The following is a 26,617-nucleotide window of genomic DNA, read 5'->3' as shown; positions in this document are numbered from 1 at the left end:
TAAATTTAAAACTATTTTCGCGGAATGGACGGGACTCGAACCCGCGACCTCCTGCGTGACAGGCAGGCATTCTAACCAGCTGAACTACCACTCCATTTGTTCTCCTTTAAAGCTCGAACCTCTTTCCTCTTTCGAGGTTGCAAATATAGAGACTATATCTTAATTCGCAAACTTTATTTTAAAAAATATTTAACTCCTTATCCTACAGCACCTTCTTGCATCTTTTCTGCATTTTCTGCGAACTGAAGTGCGCTAATAATCTCCTGAATATCGCCATCCATGATAGATGGAAGGTTATACATCGTTAAACCGATGCGGTGTTCGGTAACACGCCCCTGTGGATAATTATAGGTCCTGATCTTAGCCGAACGGTCTCCGGTTGACACCATCGTTTTACGTTTAGCGGCAATATCACCATTCTTTTTCTGCAACTCGATATCGTAAAGTTTACTTCTCAACATCTCCATTGCAATCACACGATTACCCAATTGTGACCGCTCTTGCTGACAAACCACCACCAAGCCAGAAGGTTTGTGCGTTAACTGCACCTTAGTTTCTACCTTATTTACGTTCTGTCCACCGGCACCACCTGAACGCGAAGTTTGCAGTTCGATATCAGCAGGGTTGATGTAAAGATCAATTTCTTCAGCTTCAGGCAACACCGCTACAGATGCCGCGGAGGTATGCACACGGCCCTGAGTTTCGGTATCAGGTACACGTTGCACACGGTGTACACCACTTTCGTACTTCAGCTGACCATATACATCATCTCCATTTACTTTCAGGATTACCTCTTTATAACCACCAGCAGTACCTTCGGTTACATCAACAGTTTCCACTTTCCAGCCTTTGGTTTCGAAATAACGGGTATACATACGGTATAAATCGCCTGCAAACAGCGCCGCCTCATCGCCACCGGTACCACCACGGATCTCAAATACCGCATTTTTGGCATCTTCTGGGTCTTTAGGAATCAGCATCAAACGGATATTGCTTTCCATCTCTTCCTGTTGCTTTAAAAGCATGTCCAGTTCTTCCTTTGCCATCTCACGCATCTCAGCGTCTTTCTCGGTCGCTAAAATTTCTTTGTTGGCATCGATATTACTCATCACATTTTTGTAGATTTTATATTCATCCACAATTTTGCCTAAGTCTTTATATTCTTTGTTTAAAGCCGCAAAACGTTTCATATCCTGAATTACATCCGGATTGCTCAACGATTCTTCTACATCTTCCCAACGTAGCTTTATAGCTTCTAATTTATCTAACATATTTATTCTTGTTGAAATTTCCTGACTGCCAGCACAGGGCTAAAAATTAGGAAATGCAAAAATAAGGAAAAAAGATGAATTAGTTTGTTTGGAGAGAAGGCTTAATTGGTTAACTGTTTGATTTAGTTAATCGCTTAGGATAAATTGAATTGTTGTAGTTCAATTTGGAAATGAGTAGTTAAACATCAATGGCGGCCGATAGTCCCGCTAACGTTCAAAGTCCTCTCCCGATAGAAAAAATCGGGCTCCAGCTTTACACTTATATCGGGTTTATAAACAATAGATGGTGCACCCTAGACGTAATGCAACCCTTAATCGCAATACGAACCTGCGTAGCTAAACGGGATCCGATAGCTACCGGATGAAATGGCAGCTCTGGATTTTCTTCTAAATCGGGACTATAATGCGAAGCCCGACGAACATTAAACTAAGCTCCAGACCTTGCTTTACAAAAGATAAACTTAAAAATTAAGCTTCTGGGTTATAATATTCCAGTTTTAAATCCTGGCCATCAAATACCCCATAGGAATTATAATTAAGCCATTCGCCTATATTCACATATCGGCTTCCCTTGCCCAAATCGATATCGAGCGGCAGGTGCCTGTGTCCGAAAATAAAATAATCGAAATGTGTTTTTTGCAACTGTTCTTTGGCATAAATGGCCAGCCATTCCCTATCCTCGCCTGAAAAAACTTCCTTTTCGGTTTGCGCGGCTCTGCTCCCCTGGCTCCACGCGTTGGCAATACCAATGCCCAGGTTTGGATGTAGGCGGGCAAATAACCATTGACAGAGCTTGCTTCTGAAAATTTTCCTTAAGAATTTATATTTATTGTCGCCCGGCCCCAAACCATCACCATGGTGCAGATAAAATTTCTTCCCAGCCCGTTCTATGATCAGTTCATCGCTGATAATTTCCATGCCGATTTCCTGTGTAAAATAATCGCGCACCCACATGTCGTGGTTCCCCTTAAAAAAGTAAATTTTTATTCCGGCATCGGCCATGGCAGCTAGTTTTCCCTGCAGGCGGATAAAACCTTTCGGAACTACCTTTGCATACTCAAACCAGAAGTCGAAAATATCGCCCATCAAAAACAGCTCACTGCAATTCGGTTCTATAAAATTCAACCAACTTACAATACGCGCCTCACGGGCACGGCTTTCGGCATAATTCGGTGTGCCTAAATGAAAATCAGAAGCGAAATAAATATTCTTATTCATGGATTCCCCAAAGGTAACGCAAATAGGTTAATCTCTGAAATCCTACAATCTGTGTAATCAAACCGAAGGAAAGCCCAAAACATTTTAATCTGTATAATCCCAAAATTAGTGTAATCAACCCGAAGGAAAAAGCTTAAAGACTAAAGTAAGGAACCAAAATCCGTGTTTCCGTGGCAAAAAAAACTTAATGCCCCTAATTTCTCAATGGTGAAAATCTGGAAGCAGCTAAAGCCAAAGCTCAAACACTTTAATCTGTGTAATCCTAAAACCGGTGTAATCAAACCGAAGGTAATAACATATATTAGTAAATAAATCTTAATCAGTATGAAAAAACAAATTGTATTGAGCTTATTTGCATTAAGCCTTTTCGCCTGTAACCAGGGCAAAAAACCTGCAGAAAAAATAACATTGATGAAATATCCCGAAACCAAAAAAGACAGCACAACCGACAATTACTTCGGAACAACCATTGCCGATCCTTACCGATGGCTCGAAAACGACACTTCTGCCGAAACAAAAGCCTGGGTGGTAGCCGAGAATAAAGTTACCCAAAATTACCTGGAGCAAATTCCCTATCGTGCTGATATTAAAAAACGTTTAACCGAAATCTGGAACTATCCAAAAGAAAGTGCGCCATTTAAAGTGGGAGAATATTATTTCTCTACCAAAAACGATGGACTCCAAAACCAAAGCATCTGGTTTATTAAAAAAGGATTGGAGGGCAAGGAAGAAGTTTTTCTCGATCCAAACCAACTGACAAAAGATGGAACAGCAGCAGTTTCCCTTTTGGGCTTCTCTCACGACAAAAAATACCTGGCGTATTCCGTTGCACAGGCCGGTTCAGACTGGAGCAATATTTATGTAATGGAAATTGCCAGCAAAAAGAAATTAGCTGATGAGCTGAAATGGACTAAATTCTCTGGCGCAGCCTGGAAAGGTGACGGTTTCTATTACAGTAAATTTGATGAGCCCGTTGTAAAAGGCACAGATCTTTCGGCAGCCAATAAGTATCAGAAAGTATATTTTCACAAATTGGGTGACGAACAAAAAAATGATCAATTAATTTTTGAAGATAAAACCAATCCCAACCTATACTTTGGCGCCGGTGTTACCGAAGATGAACGCTTTTTAGTGGTATATGCCAGTGCGGGTACTTCGGGTAATGCGCTATTCTACCAGGATTTAAAAGCAACCGGAAGCAAAATTGAACCTTTGATTAAGGGTTATGAAAATAACCATAGCGTTGTAGATAATATTGGCGATAAGCTATTGGTGAATACAGATCTTGGTGCCGAAAACAAACAAGTGGTTTTGGTTGATCCAAAAAATGCAGATCCGAAAAACTGGCAGAAGGTTATTCCTGAGTCGAAATTGGCCTTAGAGGGCGTTGGTGCTGGCGGTGGATTTTTATGGGCATCGTACCTAAAAGATGCAAGCACCAATATTATCCAGTTTGATTTAACCGGAAAAAAAATCGGAGAGGTAAAACTGCCTGCAATTGGTACCGTTGATGGTTTCGGTGGTTATAAAGAAGATAAAGAATTTTTTTACACCTTTTCCAATTTCACTACGCCAGGCGCCATTTACCGTTACGATATAAATAAGGCAGAATCGACATTATATAAAAAATCAGGTCTTCAATTTAATACCGAAAATTACGAAACCAAACAGGTGTTTTATCCATCGAAAGATGGCACCAAGGTACCTATGTTTATCGTATCCAAAAAAGGTATCAAACTTGATGGCAATAATCCGGTTTATCTTTATGCTTATGGTGGCTTCCAGATCAGCTTAACGCCAGGATTCAGCCTATCACGGATGTTGTTTTTGGAGCGTGGCGGTATTTACGTTCAGCCGAGTTTACGTGGCGGAAGTGAGTATGGCGAAGCCTGGCACAAAGCAGGGATGTTATCAAAAAAACAGAATGTTTTCGACGATTTTATTGCCGCAGCAGAATATCTGGTGAAAGAAAAATACACCAACCCATCTAAAATTGCTATTTCTGGTGGTTCAAACGGCGGTTTATTGGTTGGCGCCTGTATGACGCAAAGACCCGATCTGTTTAAAGTGGCATTGCCTGCCGTTGGCGTTTTAGACATGCTCCGTTACCACAAATTTACCGTTGGCTGGGGCTGGGCAGTGGAATATGGCAGCAGCGACAAAAAAGAAGATTTCGATTACCTGATTAAATATTCGCCGCTACATAACGTAAAAAGTGGCGTAAATTATCCGGCTACCTTGATCACCACTGCCGATCACGACGACCGTGTGGTACCGGCACATTCATTCAAATTCGCAGCAACCCTACAGGAAAAATACAAAGGCGAAAATCCGGTTTTAATCCGGATTGAAACAAAGGCTGGTCATGGTGCGGGTAAGCCTACAACTAAAATGATTGAAGAAGCAGCTGATGTGTGGAGTTTTGTATTTCAGAATTTAGGGATGAACTGGTAGATGGTTCTTTGTCATCCTGAACGGAGTGAAGTATCTTTCTATCATAAGCGAAAGCTTTGACACTAAAAAGATCCTTCGTTCCTCAGGATGACAATCGCACGTATCCCACTAAATCCATAGACCAATTATAATTTGCTTTAAACCATCAAAAACCCTTAACTTTTGCTTTTTGTTAAGTTAGGGGATATAAAATACTGAATATAATAGGATTGCAAAATTATCTAGAATATTTCTAAATAGCAGAATTGGTAATACTTTATTTTGTAACTTTGCGTCAAATTTTTTTTAATGATCACTACTGATATAGCCGTAATAGGCGCTGGTCCGGTTGGTTTATTTGCCATTTTTGAAGCCGGTTTATTAAAAATGCGTTGCCATTTAATTGACTACCTGCCTCAGGTTGGCGGTCAGCTGTCTGAAATTTACCCTAAAAAACCGATATACGATATCCCTGGTTATCCTTCTGTGCTGGCTCAGGAACTTATCGATAACTTAATGGAGCAGGCAAAACCTTTCCATCCAACGTTTACTTTAGGCGAGCGTATCGAAGGTTTAGAAAAGCGTGGCGAAGCAGATTTCGTTTTAACAACGAACATGGGTACCGTTATCGAAGCCAAGGTTGTGGTTATCGCCGGTGGCTTAGGCTGTTTCGAACCACGTAAACCTGCTGTAGAAAACTTAGAGAAATTTGAGAACGGTAAGGGCGTAAACTATATGATCCTTGACCCGGAGAAATACCGCGATCAGAAAATGGTGATTGCCGGTGGTGGCGACTCTGCTTTAGACTGGACCATTTATTTAGCCGAGGTTTGTTCTGAATTAACTTTGGTACACAGAAGCGAAAGTTTCCGCGGTGCACCCGATTCAGTATCTAAAGTAATGGCATTGGCCGAAAGTGGTAAAATCAATTTGGTTTTAAACAGCAACCTTCAGGCCGTACAGGGAACCGATAAACTGGAGCAGGTTGAAATTGTGCAGAACCGCACGATGGAAAAAACGGTTGTAGAGGCTGATCACTTAATTCCTTTGTTTGGATTGAGCCCTAAATTAGGTCCGATTGAAGACTGGAACTTAAATATCAACAAAAGTGCAATCGAGGTAAATGTTGATGATTATTCGACAAACATCCCTGGAATTTATGCAATCGGTGATATCAATACCTACACCAATAAATTAAAATTGATACTTTGTGGTTTCCACGAGGCGGCATTAATGAGCCACAGTGCTTATTCTTACATGAACCCAGGTGTGAAATATACCATGAAATATACAACTGTAAACGGAGTTTCAGAATTTTAAGCTTTCTACTATATTTGTGAATCAATATAAGTAAGCTAAAAAATGGAAAACAATATTAATATATATATGCAAGAGCCGGATGGCTCGGTTACCGAACACGTTGCACCGACAGACATGGGCTTAAGCCTGATGGAGTTTTTAAAAGCATCAGAGTACGATATCCTGGCAACCTGTGGTGGAATGGCACTATGTGCTACCTGCTGTGTAGATGTTTTGGAAGGTGAAGAAAAACTGAATGAAATGACAGACGATGAGTATGCCATGCTGGATACTTTGCCCGATCTGTTACCAAACTCGCGTTTAGCCTGCCAATTGCAGTTAAACAACAATATGGAAGGATTAAAGGTGAAATTACACGGTGTAAGCTAAGGCTGTAAACATATTTAATGGAAAAGGCGATACGTAAGTGTCGCCTTTTTTTATTAGTCGAAATTTGCAATCTCGATTCTCCATACTGTGGATTTTTGATCCACACCAGCCATTAAAATCTAAATTATTATAAACTGCCAATCGAAAATTGTAAACAGATTTGGGCGTTACCCAAGCTACGCAAGGGTCGGGCTTTTCAGGGCTGCGCTTTGCTCCGGTACCGATGAAGGATCGGTACTGAACCCTTACAATCCCTAACGCGAATTCATAGCAATTTTAGACCTCCCGGGTTTTGAAGCAGTGGCCCTTGTTTCTAAACCTGATAGCGCGTAAAGCCCACAACGAGGCACGAGTGAGGACTTGAAGCAATAGCAGGACCACCAAACGCCATTGACACAGAACCCATCATTTTCAAAAAATGCTAACAATTAAAGTCTCATAGACCTCGCAGGTTTTCAAACGCCTCCGCTCCATTAAACCTGCGAGGTCTGAGAATCACACCCAGGATTAAAAATCCTAAGTTCGAAAGACGGAATTACAAATCCCGACTAGCTTACTGAATATTTACCTTCTGCTTTTCTACATTCCAGCCATATACCTCTACAGCTAAATTATTTTGCTTCCCGGTATATTCTACCGTTACGGTTTTACTTTCTCCAGGTAAAATACTCACGTAGTTATCATCATAAAAAGCAGGAAGCACACGTTCGTTGGTCTGCCCATTTATCAAAGCCACACGGTTAAAAAATGCCACCGGATTTCCGTTAGCATTGCTCAAAGTAACGCTTACTTTACCATTTTTTTGATCAATTGCAGTAACTTTTAACGGCGTTTGTTTGATATTTTTCAAGCCTGAATATTCACCATCCTTACCCGGAAGCCAATATATATTCTCACTCAATATATCCTGCTTCTGATCCAAAATTCTCAACGAAACAAATACACCCTCTTTTTTATCCAGCTTGGCCAAAAATTCGTTCATCGGAAAAAGTCTTCTCACAGAAGATGGGCCAACAGAATTAAATACCTGCGAATAGAAATAATCTTTCCCATCCATATCGTAGGCTTTCGCCTGTACCATCAGGTTGTTTTTTGTTGTAAATCCATTGTTCACGATGGTAACCATACTATCCAAAGGATTCATCATTACATGCAGCGGCTCACTGCCTTTCCTTAAACCGTATAAACAGGCATTAGGGTCGAGGTAATAATCGTACATCTGTCCACGCATGGCTGTCCATGGGTTTTGGGTTTTCCAGATGATGGAACCGGTATACCAATCCCACATTTTATTCGAAAAGCCTTCCATTAAGGCCCTGTATTGATCATAATTGGCCAATTGGGCTTTCATAGCAAAGTCTTCAGCACTTTTTGGTTTACCATATGGATTAAGATATTGCTCGTAGGAGATATATTTATGGTAATCCCATACCGAATCTGGCTTCGCTTTGTATTGTGGCGCAATCAGGTTTTCTTTTGGGATAAAACGGAGCAAAGAAGCATAGTCACCTACGCCTACCGAACCGACTTCCGAATTGTAAGGGAAAGTCTTTGTGCCCCAGAAAGTTTTAATATCCTGTATCCCATACGGACCATCGCCGTTTCCACCGATAGCATTAAACGACATTTCATCACTGTTAGAAAAGTCGAAAAGTTTTCTTGTACCATCCAACCTTGGCAGGATATCGTTTTTTAAAGGCGCTAAAATATCTTCTGGCGGCGTAATTTCATTTCCTCCACACCAAAAAGCAAGTGAAGCATGGTTTCTGATCATTTTGATCTGATCTTCAATAGCCGTTAAGGTTAGGTTATGGTCATCCGGATAATTCCTACGCGTCCATTGGTCTTCCTTTTTCATTGGATCTACCCAGCGGCCGTTACAATCGCCACTGAACCAGAAATCCTGAAAAACCAGTAAGCCGTATTTATCACAGGCGTTATAAAATTCAGGTCTTTCCAAAATCGCCCCACCCCAGATGCGGATCAGATTGAGGTTCATATCTTTGTGGTAACGGATTTCCGCATCGTAACGGGCATCACTAAAACGAAGCATGGCATCCGAAATGATCCAGTTGCCTCCTTTAATAAAAATCTTTTGTCCGTTTACATAAGCGCCCATACTTTTGGTATGTTCGTTCCAGATGTTATCAATCTGACGCACGCCCACTTTAAGCTGTTCCTGATCCAACACCTGGTTAGCCGCCACAAATTCGATTTTTACGTCATACAGGTTTTGCGCCCCGTACCCGCTTGGCCACCACAGTTTTGGGTTTTCAAGCTGTAAATCAGGAAGTTTTACCGTTGCGGTTTTATTTGCAGCAATAGTAGTGGTTTGTTTAATCAACTTGCCAGCAATTTGATATTGCAACGTACCTGAAACAGGCTGACTAGTTGGGTTTTCTACTTCAACCGAAACTTTAACCGTAACTGGGTTCTGCTTTCCTTCTGGTAACCTTATACCCGGAACCAGGGTAATTACTTGTGGATTTTGGATGTTGATGCTTTTGGTTTTCTCGATGGTTACTTTATCCCAAATCCCTGTATTGCGGTCGCGGGTAGGTTGGATCCAGTCCCAACCTGCAGTATATTGTGTGGTTAAACCTTTGGCAATAGTGCCATCGCCACCCTGACCGCCATTGGGGTTGCCCGGAAAATCTGGCGGATAAACAATTACAGCAAGCCTGTTTTTCCCATTGGGAGATAATAGTTTGGTGATGTTATACTGTGCCCGGAGGTGCATGCCCACCTGGGTTTTTGGATTAACTTTTTTGCCGTTTAAATAAATTTCGGCTTTATAATTTATACCTCTAAACTGGAGCCAAATCTGTTCATTACCTGTGGCCCGCTCCTCAAAATCTTTTACAAACCAATAGGTATAATAATCGTTTCCGGTTTTATATACGTCAGGGATTTTTTCGTTATTCATCCCATAAAATGGATCAGGAACTTTTTTATTGTTTAACAGGGTAGTTAAAACCGTTCCAGGCACTGTTGCAGGCATCCAGCTATTAAGCGAAAAACCAGGTTTAGAAATTTCTGAACCATTGGCCTGAGCGTCTTTGATATTGGTACAAACCCAGCCCGAGTTGAGTTCGTAACGCTGCTGAGCATTTACAATGAAAGCTGAACAGAGTAAAAGAAGTAGAAATATTTTCTTCATGTATTTAGAATTATTGAATGAATGATAGCATTAGTGAGTGATTGAATGAGTGAGTGAATGAATGAATGAGAGAGTGTATTTTACGCTTAGCCCTACAAACATTCTCTCATTCACTCATTCGCTCATTCAATCCTTATTTAGTGGATATTGGTCTATCCTCAGGTTTTACGCCCCAAGTTGCCGAGGGTTTATTTCCCATGTAAATCTGCATATTTCCACCAAGCATTATGGCTTTGTGCAAAATATATGATTTAGTATAAGGTTTACCATTTAATACAATTTTTTGAATGTACTTATTTTCAGCACTGTTCCCAACAACTTTGATATTGAATTTCTTATTGCCGGCAAGTGAAATGTTAGCATCATTAATCAATGGCGTTCCGAAAACATAGGCACCATTTGCCGGGTTTACAGGATAAAACCCCATTGCAGTGAAAATATACCAGGCACTCATTTGGCCTACGTCTTCATTACCACATAGTCCATCTGGTTTTGAAGAATAAAAATCGTGGTCAATTTTACGGATCAGATCGGCAGTTTTCCATGGCTGACCAGCGTAAGTATATAAATAGGGAATATGATGGTTGGGTTCGTTCCCCTGTGCATAATTACCAATTAATCCGCTAATGTCCGGCGAACCGTTGGTTCCCAAATCTAAAGGCAAGGTAAATAGCGAATCGAGTTTATTGGTAAAAGGTTTATCCCCTCCAAAAAGTTTAATCAGCCCCTCTACGTCCTGCGGCACCAACCAGGTATATTGCCATGCATTTCCTTCTACATAATCATCCTCACGGTGTTTAGATGAAAAAGGATCGAAAGGACTTCTCCAGTTTCCATTGGCAAGTTTACCCCGCATAAACTGAACGCTTGGATCGAAATATAAACTATACAATTTCGATCTTTTGCTAAAGTAATTGTAATCTGCTGTTTTGTTCAGTGCCTTAGCCATTTGCGCGATACAATAATCGTCGATAGCATATTCTAAAGCCTTTCCTACCGATTCGTTTATCTTGTCGGCCGGAATGTATTTAAGCTGCTGAATGTATTCGATGCCATCTGTTTTCTGCATGGCCGATTGTTTTATCGATTCGTATGCCAGATTTACATCAAAACCACGGTATCCTTTTAAATAAGCATCTACAATAATCGGAACGGCATGGTAACCTACCATGGTATTGGTTTCGCTTCCCATTAAATGCCAAACGGGTAATTTCCCTTGTTGTTTGTAAATGGCCAGCATGGTATTTACCACATCGCTTACCTTATCCTGATGCAGGATCGTAAAAAGTGGATTTGCTGCGCGATAGGTATCCCAAAGGGAAAAGGTAGTTAAATTGTTAAACTTAGCCTTTTTGTATACCTTTTTATCGGTACCAAGGTAATCCTTATTTACATCGTTAAATAGTGATGGCGCCACCATGGTATGGTACAAGGCGGTATAAAATACTTTTTTAGTGGTATTGGAAGCTTGAATTTTAACCTTTGAGAGTTCTTTTTCCCATTTTGCATCACTGTTTTTAGCAGTAGTCACGAAATCCCAGCCCGGCAATTCTGTTTTTAAATTTAAAATGGCATTTTCGATGCTTACCGGAGATAAAGCCACTTTAACCTGCAGTTTTTCCTTATTGATGGCATTAAAACTTAGTACTGCTTTTAATTTTTTGCCCGATAATGCGGCTCCACTTTTAACTACAGTACTATCATATAAGGAAAGGCTTTTAATCGGTTGCGAGAGTTTGATTACAAAATACAAACGTTGATCGTTAGACCAGCCTTTAGAATTTCTATGCCCTACAATGGTGGTAGCATCCAGCTGTTTCAATGAAGCCGATACAGGCGCATCCCAACCAATGCCTTCGATTAAATCGATCATAATGTGGGGGTTTTCAGCACCTTTTTTAAAGGTATATTGGTGGAAGCCTACCCTTTCGGTTGCCGTTAATTCTGCTTTAATCTGGTATTTATCTAGCAATACGCTGTAATAACCTGCTTTTGCCACTTCATTTTGGTGTGAAAACTTAGAGAGGTACCCCCCCTGATCATCGGCTGTTTTACCCTTTTCGAGCAAAATTTTACCCGTTGCAGGCATGATTGAAATATCGCCCAAATCGCCGATACCTGTGCCACTTAAATGCGTATGTGCAAAACCGGTAATCGTGTTGCTGCTATAATTGTAACCACTGCACCAGTCCCAGCCTTCAAAAATATTGTTCGGCCCGAGTTGTACTGCTCCAAACGGAACATTGGCGCCAACAAAAACGTGCCCGTGTTTGGCCGATCCGATCAATGGATCTACATATTGGGTAAACTTAGTTTTCTGCTGTGCAGCGGCATTAAGTGTAATTAGAGAGGCGGTTAGAAGTAGAATAGATGAGGTTTTCCTGAACTGCATGTGTGCTTATAATTTCCTACAATAGATTTAAAAATCTAAAAGTAAAACGTTTTATGTGTATTTCTCCTAAAAAGGGGAAAGAATTACATCAAAAGCACGTCATTTCGACTGTATTGCAATGCTGCCGAGAACCACGAAGTGCTAGGCGGAGCTAAATCTAACTAGATAGATCTCTCTCGACTTAACATCGGGACTACGCTTCAGTCAAGATGATGCCTATTTGGAAGATCCTTCGCTGCGCTCAGGATGAAAATGTATATAAAATGCCTCCTATCCAATTTCCAAAACAATCACCTGATCAGGTTCTGCAGCATTAATTACTGTAGTAACTGCCAATTTCGATTTTTTAAAGGTGAAGCTTACAGCACTTTTATCCTTTAACAAATATGCCTTTTTGATTTTCTTTACCGGAACGTTTTCGAGATCCAGGCTTGTGGTTTTTCCGTCTATAATGTGGATATAGATTTTGTTACCGCTTTGTGTAATACTTCCCCAGGCCTGTGGTTTGATAAATCCGCCTTTTGTGCCGTAAATGCTTTCGCCATATACTTTAAGCCATTCGCCCAAACCGGCTAAACGGTCTTGAAACTCTGGCTGGATTTTACCGCTTGGCATCGGACCAATGTTCAGTAAAAGATTGGAGCCTAAACTTGCTGCTTTAACCAACATGTGCACCAATTCTTTATTTGTTTTGTAATAGGTATCGCTCAAGTTATATCCCCATGAATTGGAGATGGTTTCGCACGTTTCGAGGGGTAACTGATCTGATGCTTTTTGAAAACTTAGGCCCGATTTATTCTCACCAGGAAGATCCCGCTCAAACATCTGAAAATCTTCTCCCGCAAATGGTGTAAGGTGGTGGTTATTACCAATCATACACTGCGGCTGCAGTTTGTGGATCAAACCATAAATTTCATTGTATTTCCAGTCAATACGCGAGGTCCTGTCTTTTGATCCCTCAGGCTCGGTTTGGTCCCAATGGCCATCAAACCAAATCCCACCGATTTCGCCATAATTACTTAATAGTTCGGTCAGTTGGTTTTTCATAAACTGTAAATAACTGGCGTAATCACCTTTGCCTGTCCGACCAGAACTCTGCCCTGTGCGCCCGGTTTCGTGCGGATAATCTTCCCTGCGCCAGTCTAATAAAGAGTAATACAGATACAGTTTTATTCCTTGTTTGTGGCACTCGTCGGCCATCATTTTTACAATATCCTTTTTGTAGGGTGTGTTCATGACGTTAAAATCAGAATATTTGGTATCCCACATACTAAAACCATCGTGATGGCGCGTAATCAGTGTAATGTACTTCATTCCGGCATTTTTTGCCATGCTTACCCATTGTTCCGCATTAAACTCAACTGGGTTGAAAAAATCTTTAAGATTGGTATAATTGTGAACATTTAACTTTCGCTCGTTCATTACCCACTCGCCACTGCCCGGGATACTAAAAGGCCCCCAGTGGATAAACAATCCGAAACGGGCATCGCTAAACCATTCGCGTTGTTTTAAATTAGCAGCTGCCGGTACATAGTCCTGTGCTTGTAGCTGTAAGCCAAGCAATAGGACTAAGCCTATAATCGTTAGTTTTTTCATGAGGAAATAAGGTATATGTGGTTAGATTTTAGTCTATCGAAGCGGTAGCTTTGCTTGGTTTACCGATTACTTTGTAGTTTCCGTCGCCTTTTAAAATGGCAAGGATCTGTGTTTGGTTGGTAAACAGGTTTTTTGCCGCAGCCAGTTCTTTATCGTATTGGAAACTTTGCTCAATTCGCCCTTTTTCGTAAAAATAACGGCTTACGATCTGTGTTTCCAAAACCCTTTTAATTTCAGCTTTATGGCTGGTTAAATCAGTCTTTTTAGAGGAAGTGAGTTTGTATTTTAGGTTTTCAAGATCGGTTTTTACCTCGGCAGACTTGTTTTCTTTTTCAGCCTCTGCACGCAGATCTGAAAGTAATCTTTCGGTGCGGCTTTGGTACGACAGGTCCTTATCGGCAAGGCCGTTAGAAAAAGTGGCATAATCTGAATCAGATAACTGGAAGGTTTTAGCAGAAGCTAAAGTTGGCTTTTCTTTTCTATACTGGTTTGCATAGTTAAAGAAAAGGCTTTTGTTGATCATTGAAATGGTAATCGGACTTAATTTGGCCGCATCAACCACAATATCAGGATAAACCCCATTACCGCTGTACACATTTCTACCTGCTTTGGTCTGGTACATCACCATGGTAGAATCGGCAAAACGTTCGGCTACACCTTCGGCATTTTTATGTGCATAATCCAGCTTTTGGATGCATCTGCCCGATGGGGTATAATATTTGGCCACAGTTACTTTAACCAGGCTGTTATAAGGTAAGTTGAAAGTCTGTTGAACCAAACCTTTGCCATAACTGCGCTGACCGATTACAATGGCGCGGTCTAAATCTTGCAAGGAACCCGCTACAATTTCGGAAGCCGAGGCCGAATTTGAATTTACCAGCACGACCAAAGGAACTGAGGTTGAAATCGGAGCCGAAAGTGTTTTATAAGTAATCGTTTTCTCTATGTTTTTACCTTTTTGAGTAACTACAAGCTGATCTTTATTGACGAAGAGATTAACAATTTTAACAGCCTCCTGTAAAATACCGCCTCCATTGTTCCTTAAATCTAACACCACACCTTTAGGGTTTTCCTTTTGAATAGCCAACAAAGCATCTTTAACTTCCTGACCAGAATTTTCGAGGAATTTATCGAGTTTGATGTAACCGATCCCATCACCAACCATGCCCGAATAAGAAACATTGGGTTGTTTTATTTCCTCGCGAACGAGTTTTTTGGCTATTTCTTTTCCCTCTCTGATCACCAAAAGATCAACCGGGGTTCCTTTAGGGCCACGCAACAACTGGCTAATTTCCTGGCGGTCTTTTCCTTTTACAGCGGTTCCGTTTATGCTTACCACCTGATCGCCAGCTTTTACTTCGCTTTTATTGGCGGGGTAACCTTCGCTTACATCGTTGATAAACAGTTTACCATCAATAAAAACAGTACTCGCACCAATACCTCCGTATTGTGTGCTAACATATTTTAGTTTATAATCTTCAATTTCAGACTCCGGAACATACTCTGTATAAGGATCTAAACTATCCAACATGGCATCAATACCCGTTTTCATCAATTGCGGGGCATTGGTATCATCAACATAGTTGATATTGATTTCTTTATAAAGCGAAGCAAAAATATCCAGGTTTTTAGATACCAGGAACAAATCTTCTTTAAATGAAAAAGATAAAACAGCTACACCAAACCCAGCTGCTAAAAGACCATATTTTAGTTTTCTCATTCCCTTAATTTATTTTAATTCCGATCGGAGCAAGTTAAATGAAATACCTGTCTGTTTGGAAAATTATTATCACGTGTACAAACGTAAATGTACAAAAAGCGATAAATATTAAAAACAGCTTATTTGAGCTAAGCGTAAATTAAGCGTTACGCTAAAAGAAGGTAATGAGATAAAGAAAAGAAGACTAAAGTCTGTTGCCTTTGGTATCGGCAAGTGCTTTTTGAATGGTAAATTCGATATACGTGCGATCGCGTTTAACCAAACGCATTAAATCTTCAATCAATTGATCTTCTTTACCAGGCGTAAAATCTAAAGGTTCGCTCGCCAGATCGCGATATTTCCTTAAAAACTTAGTTTTTACTTTAAATGCATTTTCTGAAGTAAGTTGAAAATTAGCCATGGCATATTTTATTTGATGCAAAAGTAAAAAATATTTGCTCAGGTTGATACCTTTTTATGTGATGGGACAAAAAAAGTGGAGATTCGCGAACTCTTTTTGCACGATAATTGTGTTAAAAGCGCGTTATAAAACCTAATCGGGTATAAAATCCGGATAGTGTTAATAATAAAAATGGAACCATTGTCTGAAAAAATGCCCTTCAAAATGCATGATTCATGATTTATGGATTCAAAAATCCCTAAAAAAGCAAATTAAACAACATGAAAAAAATCATCTTCTCAATTGTTTTCCTAACCTTGGGTTGGGCAACATCAAAGGCACAAACCTTTAACCTTGGGGTTAAGGCAGGCGTAAATTTAGCCAAGTTAAATGCAGATTTTGCAAGTGAAGAAAACCGCTTAGGTTATCAGATCGGTGCCTGGGCACGTATTGGTGGTGCAAGTTTTTATGTACAGCCTGAGGCTTACATTGGCAGCAAAGGCAACAAATTTATCAGTTTTACACAGGATAATGGCAACGAAGTTGCTGCTGAAGGAAAAGTAAAATTTACCACTTTGGATATTCCTGTATTATTCGGAACGAAATTCGGTGCTAAAAACTTAAACTTCCGTTTGATGGCTGGTCCGGTGATTTCATTTATCCTGGATGAAAATTCATCATTTAATAGCGCTTATCAACAGGCTACAGATTTCAGCAATTACAAAAACCAGGCATTGGGTTTACAAGCTGGTGCAGGAGTAGATGTGGGTAGTATTTCGGTTGATTTACGTTATGAAGCTGGTTTATCGAACATTAGTAAAAGCGAAAAATACAGCCAAAAACCTAACCTTTTCCAATTGAGTTTAGGATTTAAAATCTTGTAATCTTTACAACAGAACATGATAAGAGGCGGCCATTGGTCGCCTTTTTTGTTTAATTATTTTTTCACAACAGAAAAGCCATTTCTTAACCTCCTGCAACACATTTATTAACATGTAAAATTGGCATTACAGCCCTGTTTAAGCCCTAAAAAATGTCGATTTTTATAGTAAAACAATTTAACGAAAAACGAAATGAAACATCCCATTCTTTTGCTGTTTGCTATTCTCTTATCGCTCACCGTAAAGGCCCAAAATTTTAAATATGCTTTTGTAACCGATACCCATGTGGGCTCAACAACAGGCGAAGAAGACCTCACCAGAACGGTTACTGATTTAAACGAGTTAAAAGACATCGATTTTGTAATCATTACCGGCGATATCACCGAAATGGGCACCAATAATGAGCTTAAATTGGCTAAAGATATTCTATCCAAATTGAACAAACCTTATCACATTATCCCCGGAAACCACGATACCGGATGGTCTGAATCGGGCGGTGTAAATTTTATTAAAGAGTTTGGTGGCGATAAATTTATATTCGACCACAATGGCTACCGGTTTATTGCCTGCGCATCCGGGCCTTATGTAAGAATGAGCGACGGACATATCCCAAGAGATGCCACGGTTTGGCTGGATAGTGTGCTTAAAGCGACACCTAAAAATATGCCCATTATTTTTGCCAACCACTACCCTTTAGATAACAGCTTAGACAATTGGTACGAAGCAACCGATTTATTAAAGAAATACAACATCCAATATGCCATTTGTGGACATGGACACAATAACCATCCCTACAATTTTGAAGGCATTGAAGCCACGATGGGCCGCTCCAATTTAAGGGCAAAAGATAGTATTGGCGGTTACAACATCGTAAGTATGACCAAGGACAGTGTGTTTTTTCAGGTTAAAAAACCGACGCAGGATATTCTGCCTGCATGGCGAAAAATTGCGCTAAAAACTTTTCAGGGCGACTCAAAAAAATATGTGCGCCCTGATTTTGCCATTAATAAAAAATACCCACGCATAAAGGAAGTTTGGACTTACCACTCTAATGCCAATGTGGTAAACACACCAACCTATGCTTCGAACAATGTTATTTTTGGTAATAGCCTGGGTTTGGTTGAGGCCCTAAATAAAAATACCGGAAAAAAAGTATGGACTTTTAAAACCAAAGGGGCGATCTATTCTTCTCCTGTAGCAGTAAACAACACGGTTATTTTGGGCTCAGGTGACGGAACTATCTATGGATTAGATGCAAAAACAGGGAAAGAAGTATGGCACAAAGAAACAAGCAACTCGGTGCTGGGCTCGCCGGTAGTTAGCGGAGAACGGGTTTACATAGGGGGCAGCGACAATGCATTCAGGGCATTGGATGTTAAAACAGGAAATGAAATATGGTCATTTAAAGAGGTAGAAGGCACAATTGTAGGTAAACCGCTCATTTATCAGGGCAAAATTATTTTCGGCTCCTGGGGCAGACATTTATACGCACTTGATATAAATACCGGAAACTTGTTATGGAAATGGAACAACGGCCAGGGTAACAGGATGTTTTCGCCAGCCATGGTAACACCTGTTGCTTATCAAGGCATTGTTTATATTGCAGCGCCCGACCGTTATTTAACCGCGATTGAGGCAAAAAGTGGCAGTACACTTTGGCGAAGCAAAGAAGCCACAGTTCGCGAATCGATCGGACAATCGGCCGATAGTACCGTGATTTATGGCAAAACCATGCAGGATGAAATTGTAGCTTATAAAGCACAGGCACAAGATCCTGGTGTACTTTGGCGATATAATGTAGGCTTTGGATATGAACACGTACCCTCTATGTTAATTGAAAAAGACGGAAAGGTATTTTTCGGAACTAAGAATGGCGTTATTTATGCCATCAACCCTAAACAGCAAAGCACCGTTTGGGCACATAAAATTGATAACTCGATGATTAATACCGTGAATGTAATTGATAGTAAAAATATTCTGGCCAGCACCATGGATGGCAAAGTGGTGTGGTTGCGCACAAAGTAAAAGGCATAAAAAAACCTCCTCAACTTTAAAAATTGAGGAGGTTATCATTAAAATTTAGAAAAGACTTAAAACACTACCAACCTGTAGTTTGTGTAAGTTTATAACCCTTTTCCTGATATTGAATAATTTGGGCTTGCCCTACCGGTGCTAAATATGCCCGATCTGTAAAAGCATTTCTATTGGCCGCATTGGTAACCATCCAATACCCCACCATAGCCGCAGCATTTGTGCCATCATAAGTAACAATGGTACCGTCCTCTTTTTTAACCTTAACATTGGCGGCTTTTGCATTTGCAGCTGTTAAGTAACTTGGGGCTTCGGCTTGTACGTTAACCCATGGGCCTAAGTAATAATCAGCATTGGTGCTGAAGTCCATATTGTTTAGTTTTTTCCAGCGTTTTAAGTCCAACAGCCTGGTATGCTCAAACACAAACTCCATACGGCGTTCTCTCCGGATTTCCCAAATCAGGTCTGGAACATCGGCCTCTTTAGCCGGATCAACAGGAAGTGCGCCTAACGTTAAAGGTGCTGTTTTTAATACGCCTTTTGCGGTTGCGGCAGCATCCAAAGGACGGTTTCTAATGGCATTTACCGATTTGTTCAAATCAGCCTGTGTTACATCTGTACCACCGAAATATTGAGCCAATACCGCTTTGGCTTCAATCCAGTTTAATACGACTTCGGCTAACCTCATTACTGGTGCATCGCTCGTATTGGTATTGCTGCCCCAAGCGGCTGGATAAGTTTTACCAATATAAGTTAGGGCATCTCTTGAGGCAAATTTAAAGCCGTAAAGCAATGTTGCCGAGGGAACAAGCGCTTTATCATAAAATGAAGCTTCGAACCGGGGATCTCTGGTTTTTACCAAATCAGCAATCGTAAAAGAGTTGGCTCCGGTAACAGCAGAGTTCTGCCATACTTTACCATCGTTAAGCAAGAAAGATTTGATTAAAACTAAATTGGCATCAACCCCTACTACCTCAGTTCCGTTTTGATAAGAACCGATACTGTGTGTTACTGATAAAGCAGCATCGTAAGTTCTATACAACAATACTTCGGGATGACCGGACAGGTTATCGCTCGAGAACAATGATTTAAAATCGCGGGTGAAATTATATTTGTTGCTGTTGATCACATAATCGCCGGCCTCGACAGCAAATTCCAAATATTTTTTTGCTCTTGTTTCATCCAAACCATGATAATGCTCATATGTTCCTTCAAATAACATGAATCTTGAAATAAAGGCTGCAGCAATATATTTGTTTAGAAATTGCGCGCCGTCATTTTCGCGCATGTTAGTCATCACAAATTTAAAATCATCATATACTTTGTCCATAACCACACCTCTGGCATCTCTATCTTTATATAGAGTAGCAAGGTCGGTATCCGAAACTTCTTTATCAAAGTAAGGCACATCACCAAAAACACTCACCAAACGGCTGTATTCAAAACCTCTAAAAAAACGTGCAACTGCTGTCCAGTGGTTAAAAGCTTCTCCGGTAATTTTAGGTTTCGCCACATCGTTTAAACGGGCAAGCATTACATTTGACTTCCTGATCCAGGCGAAATCCCAGGTTGGGCCCGCGTAAGTACCTAACCAATCAGCTGCTTCAGAAACAGAGCCTCTTGAAGTAGGCACACTACTTTCAAAGCTGCCCTGAGCATTCTTACCTGTTAAATCGTCAGAGAAAGTATATCCCCTAACCGGTGTATAATCAACTCCAAAACCAGAGCTGTAGCCGGTGAAAAAATTTGAATAATAACTATTGGCATACATCCGGATATCATCCTCACCACGCCAAAACTGTCCATCTATGTAATCTGTTAAAGGCGTACGATCCAGAACATCTTTATTACAAGAAACCAGAAGCAGGCATGCCATAACCGGCAGCCCATATATGTATTTAAAATATTTCATCTTCATCATTTTTAAAAATTCAACTGAACACCAAAAGAGATACTTTTGAAAGCCGGGATTCCCGTTCCTGTGCGGCCACTATTGTAATTTGACTGATCCCAGATCGAATAACCACTAACACTTTCCGGATCGATCGGTAAATCGCCTAAATGATCCCATGTGAAGAAATTTTCTAAAGCGGTATAAACTCTAAGCGAGCTGATACCAACTTTTTTGGTGAGCATCTGAGGAAAAGTATAACCAACGGTTAAATTTTTGAGGCGGATATAAGCCATATTCAACAGGTATCGATCCTGAACCTGCATATTGTTTGTAGTTCCACTTGCCGCATTGTTATAAGCCGCAGGATAAAATGCATTCGGAGTTTGCGGCGTCCAGTAATTACCAGCAATTGCTTCGGGCATGGCACCATCGGCCGAGTTAAAGCCTGGGATGGCTAAAAATCCGGCACCCCAGATTTTGCGGCTTCCTACACCTTGAAAAAACGCACTGATATCAACACCCTTAAAATCTGCACCCAACCTAAAACCATATTCGTAACTTGGGTTAGAATTTCCGATTACCTCTAAATCGCCATGGTTGGCCAATGTGCCATCTCCATTGCTGATTTCTCCATCTCCGTTAACATCAATAAATTTAACATCACCAGGCCCAAAACGGAAAGTCGATGAGTTTTGTAAAAAGGGTTGATAAACAGGTTTTTCTCCATTTGGCCCGGCTTTTAATTTATAAGTTTGTTTACCAGCGTTTAAGCTACTTTCAGCACTAGTTAACGTAATTAAGATCGGTTTGCCTGAGCCATCCAATTCAAAATCACTTGTTTGATACAATCTATCGGTACGATAGCCCCAAATTTCGCCAATGTCTTTGCCATTATAATTGTTAAGCACTTGCGTTCCCGAACCGTATTCAGTTAGCTTCGTTTTAGCATCTGATATATTTCCTTTAAAGTTTATACCTAAGCCATTTTTAAACCTATGGTTAAAGTCTAAGGTCAATTCCCAGCCTCTGGTTTGTAAAGCGCCAAAATTACCTTGTGGTGCAGCTGCTCCAAAAGTAAGCGGAATGCCCTCTGTAGGCACAATCATATTATCTGTATTTCTTTGAAAAACATCAAATGAGACGTTTATTTTATTATTTAACAAAGTCGCGTCTAAACCAAGGTTTGTAGTTACAATATCCTGCCATTGTATCGCCTCTTTAACTGGATTAGGTGTACCTACAAAGTTAACCTTTGCACCATTTGCTCCAATCCAGCTAGATTGTCCGCTTGGCATAATAGGTATATACAAATTGTTCGGCACAGTCTGATCTCCGATAGAGCCCCAAGATCCTCTAAATTTTAATTGATTTAAAAGTGGTTTGGTCCAGGCCATAAAACTTTCTTCACTGGCAACCCAGCCCGCAGAGAATGAAGGAAACCATCTCCATTGCAAAAAGGTTGGGAATTTGGAAGAACCGTCATAACGTAGGTTGGCTTCGATCAGGTATTTATTTTTAAAGGCATAGTTCACACGGCCAAAATAGCCCAGTTGTGCTTCCCATCTTTTATCCGATCCAGGAATACTAATTCCGCCCGGAATAATTCCCATTGCTGCCGAAGATGGAAGTACGGTTTGCAATCCGGTTCCAAACCTAAATTGCGGGTTGGTAATGTCGCTTAGATTGGTGATCTGACCGAATTGGGATTCAGCGGTAGAAGTTACCCGGTTTAAACCCAAAATAAACTTGAAATCGTGGTTTTCCTTCAGGTTTAAGTTATAAGTAGTAAAAGCATTAATGGTATGGCTAAAATAACTTGTGGCAGATCGGGCGAAATGATCAGGACTTGATCCAGGTGTGGTGTACATATCCATAGACAGATCATAAGCCGCAATTGCGCCTGCGGTAGTGCTCGATACCACTTGCCCCTGATCATTTACATATACTGGTGCGCCACTTGCATCTAAACGCGCTTTAGGCGCTACCCATGAGTTCCTGGCGGTAAACCTTGTACCCGGCCTTCTCCAATCTTCAGTTTGATTGGTAAAAGTATAATCAAAATCTACCTTCCAGTTTTTTAGGATGTTAACTGTTGAGCCCAAATTTACATTGGCATAATTTAATAAGATGTTGGCTGTATTTGCCGAAGCAACCTCACTCTCAGGGCTACGGATGGCATCACCATTTTCATCTTTTCCTAATGGGTATAAAGAGCTCCAACGATATAAATACAACCATGGATCGGCTGTTGTAGAGTTGGTAGTATAAGCGTATTCTTTATTTCTTCTCGAATATAGTGCACCCCCACGGATGGTGAGGTACTTATTGATTTCGCTTGATATTTTGATTGAAGCGTTATAACGTGTAAAACGATCTTCTTTTGCCGGTTTTAACATCCCGCTCTGATCAAGCAAACCAAGTCCCAAATTATAAGATGTTTTTCCTGTTGTACCACCAACAGATAAATTGTGTTGTTGTGTAGGTGCCCATTCTTTGATCATGTAATCATATGGATCGTAAGTCCTCACGCCCATTTTCTGGTTAGCCCCCTGAACGTACCAATCTCTGCCAAATACGGTCGGATCGTCAGGACCGATTGTACTGCCATATTTCTCTTTCCAGGCAACGGCCTTTTCGTAACTGGCCCTATCTACATAATAAAATGCACCAACCGGCGTGGTTACACCAACACGTTCCGCAGCATCAACCGTATATTTTAAACCATTTACATCAGCCATTTTTAAATCCTTCCAAACGTTCTGGAAAGAAAAGTTATTTGAATAGGTAATGGATGGTTTATCAGTACCCGAACCTTGTTTGGTGGTAATTAAAACCACACCAAAAGCGGCTTTAGCACCGTATATAGACGACGCGGCCGCATCCTTTAAAATGGTGATGGAGGCAATGTCATTTGGATTAACCAGCTGGATACTTGGAATCTCTACGTTATCCAATAAGATCAAAGGTGAGCTTCCGCCGTTAATTGAGGCCAATTGTCCCCTGATCTTGATTACCGGATCAGAACCAATTTCTCCACTGGGAACCGTCACACTTAAACCTGAAGCAGCACCTTGAAGTGCTCTACCCACATCGGCAATTGGCCTGCCGTCTAAAGTCTTTTTCACATCAATGGTAGAAACTGCCCCTGTTAAATTGCCTTTCCGCTGTGTGCCATAACCCACTACAACTACATCATCAAGTCCCTGTGCATCGGTTTTCAAACTTACATTGATGGTATTACTTGCACCAACGGTTCTCTCTGCGGTTACATAACCAATGTAAGAGAACACCAAGATGCTACCATTGGCCGCACTAATGGAATAACTGCCGTCGGAATTGGATTGGGCAACGGTTGTGCTTCCTTTTACCCTAATGGAAACACCAGGTACCGGCCCATCCTCGGAGGTAACCTTACCTGTAATGGTGCTTTGTTGCGCAATGGCATGGGCCAGCAACAAAAACGTACCAAGAAAAATTAATAGTAGTTTTTTTTTCATAAACGTAAGTTTAGAATTGTTTTGTAGTTTAGTTTCAATACCGCATAAAACAGCAATATTTAAGTAAATATCATGAATTAATTGATTAAAAAAAACAAATTTTGGTTTGCAACATTTATATTACCGCACAAACACGCAAAAAAGCGCAATTACTGATTATGAAGCAGTTATTCACTTTGTAATTGCTCTAAAAAGCTGAGAAATATATAGAACAAGTCGCTGGGATTGGCTTCCTAATGCGAAGGAAAGATACAAAAGGCCTGCGTGGTACAATAGTTATGCCGCTACAGCTACTGGCAAAAACGGCATAAACCCTTTTATTTAAAAATGTAAAAATCTTTTATACATTCGTTATAAAACCAGAAAAGTTTATGCTGAAAAAAGAACGTCACGATTTCATTATGCGCCAGATTAATCTGCACAACCGTGTATTGACATCCGATTTAGTGCAGTTACTCAATGTTTCTGAAGATACCATCAGGAGAGACTTACAAGAACTTGTTGATGAAAACTTGCTTTATAAGGTTCATGGGGGTGCTTTATCTAAGTCGTATCACAGTTCTTTTGATGATAGTACGGTTTATGCCAGAGACAGCAAAATTGCGATTGGCAAAAAAGCCGTTCAGCTGATAAAAGACGGCATGGTTGTTTTAACCGGAGGAGGCACAACAATTTTAGAGTTTGTAAAACTACTTCCACAGGGTTTATCTGCAACATTCTTTACCATTAGTCCGCTGGTTGCAGTAGAGCTTGCCAAATACAACAACATCGAAGTGATTTTGATTGGCGGTCTGTTTTCCAAAAATTCGCAGGTTACCTATGGCGGACAGGTTATTACACAGTTATCCGAAATTAAGGCCGACTTATGCCTGATGGGGACCAGTGCAATCCATCCCGATGAGGGCTTGACGGATACTTACTGGGAAATTAATCAGCTTAAAAAGGCCATGTTGGCCTGTGCAAAAAAAACAGCCGTGCTCTGCATTTCAGAAAAGCTGGATATTGCATTAAGGTTAAGGGTTTGCCCAATAGAAAGCATTAGTTATTTGATCACAGAGCTGGATTTAGATCATGAATCGCTTTCCCGCTACCGCGAAAAGGATTTGAATATTTTATAAAGAAGTCCCGATGAATATCGGGACTTTTATTTTTACTAGAAAGATGGATCGGCAGGGGTATTGGTATTGTTATCCCGTTCCTGGAAAGGGTAAGGAAAGAAGTTCCGTTTACGATCGGTTAAAGGCTGATTGAACCTTCGCATATCTTCAATCTTTAATCCAGAAGCATACAGTTCTATCGAACGGTGTTTATAAATAAGATCAAGCAATTGCTGCTGTGTGTAAGGCCCGGTTAGTGGTGGCAATGCTGCCGCAACACCAAACAGATCTGTTGTTTTGGTAACCACCTTATTCAGTTCAATTAATGAATTAGGCAAATCTGGCTGCCTGGCCAGGGCTTCTGCTTTGATCAGAATAATTTCCCCAGGCAGATAGATTGGGAAGGGCGTTGCCGTTGCAGCTGCAAAACCGCTCATACGCAATGTTTGAGGACTACCTGCCAGTACGGTATAAAAAGCAATTCTTTTATCGGCTGCATCCGGGGCATTAACACCTGTAAGTCCTAGATTTGCATTCAATGGTTGAAACACATTATTTGAAGAGATGATACTGAATAAAATATTCGGTGAGGTAGCATCAAACTTGAAAAATGAAGCCTTCGTTAAATCAACGGCATTTGCCTCTGTTAATGCCAGCGGGTAATTTCCCGAAAAAAGTGCATACCTGGCTTTTAAGGCATGTATTGTATTTACGATATTTACGTCAGAAGGAACATTACCTAAAAAACTGGCAGAAATTGAATTTGCTGCAATAACAGTTAAAGCATTATCCAAAACAGCAATTGCCTTTGTAAATCCTGCAGAACGGGTAATAAAAGCTACATTTTTCCCCGTGCCATCCGGAATCTTTTCCCAGTATTGTGCCATATTCCCAATAGCCAGTGCTTTAAATATGCTTGAGTAAGCAATCAATCCTGCGGCATAACCTTTATCGCCCAAATTATTGGCATTGGCAATCACTAAATCTGCATCATAAATAATCTTGTTGGCGCTTGTCCAAAGATTAAATAAAATGGTATTGGTTCCATCAACAGTACTTCCACCGGTGCTTAATTGTAATTCAGGAATATTACCAGAATTGAGTAACCTTAACTCGTTGGTTACAAAACCATTTGCCGCAACAGAGTTGAACATCACACCTGTACGGGATAAAGTGTATACCCGTTGCAAACCTATTGCCACCGCAGTTAATCCTTGCTGAGTACCCAAAGCCACATCTGTTTTAGCTCTGGATGGATCCTGATATTCTTTCGTACATGAGGCAAAGCACAATGTTAACGAAAGCGCTAAACAGGTTATATTTGTCGAAATGTTATTTCTTATAATTTTCATAAACTTT

General features: G+C 40.6%; 16 protein-coding genes and 1 tRNA gene. 6 read left to right on the top strand and 11 right to left on the bottom strand.

Going from position 1 to position 26,617, the window contains the following annotated elements; all coding sequences use genetic code 11:
• Positions 1–20: 20 nt before the first annotated feature.
• The 3 genes from R2S57_RS02075 to R2S57_RS02065 form a co-directional block, all read right to left on the bottom strand.
• Positions 21–94: transfer RNA gene (locus tag R2S57_RS02075), tRNA-Asp, on the bottom strand.
• Between the two features lie 103 nt (positions 95–197).
• Positions 198–1,271 (bottom strand): peptide chain release factor 1, encoded by a 1,074-nt coding sequence (prfA, locus tag R2S57_RS02070; RefSeq protein WP_116250528.1) that lies wholly within the window; start codon positions 1,269–1,271, stop codon positions 198–200.
• 468 nt (positions 1,272–1,739) lie between these two features.
• The gene (locus R2S57_RS02065; protein WP_316843452.1) at positions 1,740–2,489 is read right to left on the bottom strand and encodes a UDP-2,3-diacylglucosamine diphosphatase; all 750 of its coding nucleotides are present in this window, start codon (positions 2,487–2,489) and stop codon (positions 1,740–1,742) included.
• A 324-nt stretch (positions 2,490–2,813) separates the two neighbouring features.
• On the opposite strand from R2S57_RS02065, the gene R2S57_RS02060 reads away from it, so the two are divergent.
• The 3 genes from R2S57_RS02060 (at position 2,814) to R2S57_RS02050 (ending at position 6,611) form a co-directional block, all read left to right on the top strand.
• Positions 2,814–4,943: a prolyl oligopeptidase family serine peptidase gene (locus R2S57_RS02060; RefSeq protein WP_316843451.1), complete on the top strand. Its 2,130-nt coding sequence runs from the start codon at positions 2,814–2,816 to the stop codon at positions 4,941–4,943.
• 288 nt (positions 4,944–5,231) lie between these two features.
• Positions 5,232–6,242 carry an NAD(P)/FAD-dependent oxidoreductase gene (locus tag R2S57_RS02055; RefSeq protein WP_025141836.1) on the top strand — a complete coding sequence of 337 codons (1,011 nt, stop codon included), beginning with the start codon at positions 5,232–5,234 and terminating at the stop codon, positions 6,240–6,242.
• Positions 6,243–6,284: 42 nt separating this feature from the next.
• Positions 6,285–6,611, top strand: a complete 327-nt coding sequence (locus tag R2S57_RS02050; RefSeq protein WP_116250525.1) for a 2Fe-2S iron-sulfur cluster-binding protein — start codon at positions 6,285–6,287, stop codon at positions 6,609–6,611.
• A 553-nt stretch (positions 6,612–7,164) separates the two neighbouring features.
• On the opposite strand, the gene R2S57_RS02045 is transcribed toward R2S57_RS02050, so the two are convergent.
• From R2S57_RS02045 to R2S57_RS02025, 5 genes are all read right to left on the bottom strand, one after another.
• Positions 7,165–9,771 (bottom strand): glycoside hydrolase family 2 protein, encoded by a 2,607-nt coding sequence (locus R2S57_RS02045; protein ID WP_316843450.1) that lies wholly within the window; start codon positions 9,769–9,771, stop codon positions 7,165–7,167.
• Positions 9,772–9,904: 133 nt separating this feature from the next.
• Positions 9,905–12,163 carry a GH92 family glycosyl hydrolase gene (locus tag R2S57_RS02040; protein ID WP_316843449.1) on the bottom strand — a complete coding sequence of 753 codons (2,259 nt, stop codon included), beginning with the start codon at positions 12,161–12,163 and terminating at the stop codon, positions 9,905–9,907.
• 270 nt (positions 12,164–12,433) lie between these two features.
• Positions 12,434–13,759 (bottom strand): alpha-L-fucosidase, encoded by a 1,326-nt coding sequence (locus R2S57_RS02035; protein ID WP_316843448.1) that lies wholly within the window; start codon positions 13,757–13,759, stop codon positions 12,434–12,436.
• A gap of 28 nt (positions 13,760–13,787) precedes the next feature.
• Positions 13,788–15,479 (bottom strand): S41 family peptidase, encoded by a 1,692-nt coding sequence (locus R2S57_RS02030; protein ID WP_316843447.1) that lies wholly within the window; start codon positions 15,477–15,479, stop codon positions 13,788–13,790.
• Positions 15,480–15,663: 184 nt separating this feature from the next.
• Positions 15,664–15,879 (bottom strand): hypothetical protein, encoded by a 216-nt coding sequence (locus tag R2S57_RS02025; RefSeq protein WP_316843446.1) that lies wholly within the window; start codon positions 15,877–15,879, stop codon positions 15,664–15,666.
• 260 nt (positions 15,880–16,139) lie between these two features.
• On the opposite strand from R2S57_RS02025, the gene R2S57_RS02020 reads away from it, so the two are divergent.
• Positions 16,140–16,742, top strand: a complete 603-nt coding sequence (locus R2S57_RS02020; protein WP_316843445.1) for a porin family protein — start codon at positions 16,140–16,142, stop codon at positions 16,740–16,742.
• Positions 16,743–16,931: 189 nt separating this feature from the next.
• Positions 16,932–18,764, top strand: coding sequence for a PQQ-binding-like beta-propeller repeat protein (locus tag R2S57_RS02015; RefSeq protein ID WP_316843444.1), 1,833 nt, complete (start codon positions 16,932–16,934; stop codon positions 18,762–18,764).
• A gap of 73 nt (positions 18,765–18,837) precedes the next feature.
• Here R2S57_RS02015 and R2S57_RS02010 read toward each other — a convergent pair whose 3' ends face one another.
• A complete protein-coding gene (locus R2S57_RS02010) occupies positions 18,838–20,682 on the bottom strand; it encodes a RagB/SusD family nutrient uptake outer membrane protein (protein WP_316843443.1) in 1,845 nt (614 codons plus the stop codon).
• An 11-nt stretch (positions 20,683–20,693) separates the two neighbouring features.
• Positions 20,694–24,161: a TonB-dependent receptor gene (locus R2S57_RS02005; protein ID WP_316843442.1), complete on the bottom strand. Its 3,468-nt coding sequence runs from the start codon at positions 24,159–24,161 to the stop codon at positions 20,694–20,696.
• Positions 24,162–24,532: 371 nt separating this feature from the next.
• Here R2S57_RS02005 and R2S57_RS02000 point away from each other — a divergent pair, with 371 nt between their 5' ends.
• Positions 24,533–25,279 (top strand): DeoR/GlpR family DNA-binding transcription regulator, encoded by a 747-nt coding sequence (locus tag R2S57_RS02000; protein ID WP_316843441.1) that lies wholly within the window; start codon positions 24,533–24,535, stop codon positions 25,277–25,279.
• A gap of 35 nt (positions 25,280–25,314) precedes the next feature.
• On the opposite strand, the gene R2S57_RS01995 is transcribed toward R2S57_RS02000, so the two are convergent.
• A complete protein-coding gene (locus tag R2S57_RS01995; protein WP_316843440.1) occupies positions 25,315–26,610 on the bottom strand; it encodes a RagB/SusD family nutrient uptake outer membrane protein in 1,296 nt (431 codons plus the stop codon).
• Positions 26,611–26,617 lie beyond the last annotated feature (7 nt).

It is taken from the genome of Pedobacter psychrodurus, assembly GCF_032678585.1.
Classification (GTDB): Bacteria; Bacteroidota; Bacteroidia; order Sphingobacteriales; family Sphingobacteriaceae; genus Pedobacter; species Pedobacter psychrodurus_A.
Note: the sequence above shows the minus strand (reverse complement) of the source record. Positions and strands in the feature narration are given on the sequence as shown.

Excerpts from the sequence above, each read along its gene's own strand:
- prfA (WP_116250528.1), bottom strand. The coding sequence starts at position 1,271 with ATGTTAGATAAATTAGAAGCTATAAAGCTACGTTGGGAAGATGTAGAA.
- R2S57_RS02065 (WP_316843452.1), bottom strand. The coding sequence starts at position 2,489 with ATGAATAAGAATATTTATTTCGCTTCTGATTTTCATTTAGGCACACCG.
- R2S57_RS02060 (WP_316843451.1), top strand. The coding sequence starts at position 2,814 with ATGAAAAAACAAATTGTATTGAGCTTATTTGCATTAAGCCTTTTCGCC.
- R2S57_RS02055 (WP_025141836.1), top strand. The coding sequence starts at position 5,232 with ATGATCACTACTGATATAGCCGTAATAGGCGCTGGTCCGGTTGGTTTA.
- R2S57_RS02050 (WP_116250525.1), top strand. The coding sequence starts at position 6,285 with ATGGAAAACAATATTAATATATATATGCAAGAGCCGGATGGCTCGGTT.
- R2S57_RS02045 (WP_316843450.1), bottom strand. The coding sequence starts at position 9,771 with ATGAAGAAAATATTTCTACTTCTTTTACTCTGTTCAGCTTTCATTGTA.
- R2S57_RS02040 (WP_316843449.1), bottom strand. The coding sequence starts at position 12,163 with ATGCAGTTCAGGAAAACCTCATCTATTCTACTTCTAACCGCCTCTCTA.
- R2S57_RS02035 (WP_316843448.1), bottom strand. The coding sequence starts at position 13,759 with ATGAAAAAACTAACGATTATAGGCTTAGTCCTATTGCTTGGCTTACAG.
- R2S57_RS02030 (WP_316843447.1), bottom strand. The coding sequence starts at position 15,479 with ATGAGAAAACTAAAATATGGTCTTTTAGCAGCTGGGTTTGGTGTAGCT.
- R2S57_RS02025 (WP_316843446.1), bottom strand. The coding sequence starts at position 15,879 with ATGGCTAATTTTCAACTTACTTCAGAAAATGCATTTAAAGTAAAAACT.
- R2S57_RS02020 (WP_316843445.1), top strand. The coding sequence starts at position 16,140 with ATGAAAAAAATCATCTTCTCAATTGTTTTCCTAACCTTGGGTTGGGCA.
- R2S57_RS02015 (WP_316843444.1), top strand. The coding sequence starts at position 16,932 with ATGAAACATCCCATTCTTTTGCTGTTTGCTATTCTCTTATCGCTCACC.
- R2S57_RS02010 (WP_316843443.1), bottom strand. The coding sequence starts at position 20,682 with ATGAAATATTTTAAATACATATATGGGCTGCCGGTTATGGCATGCCTG.
- R2S57_RS02005 (WP_316843442.1), bottom strand. The coding sequence starts at position 24,161 with ATGAAAAAAAAACTACTATTAATTTTTCTTGGTACGTTTTTGTTGCTG.
- R2S57_RS02000 (WP_316843441.1), top strand. The coding sequence starts at position 24,533 with ATGCTGAAAAAAGAACGTCACGATTTCATTATGCGCCAGATTAATCTG.
- R2S57_RS01995 (WP_316843440.1), bottom strand. The coding sequence starts at position 26,610 with ATGAAAATTATAAGAAATAACATTTCGACAAATATAACCTGTTTAGCG.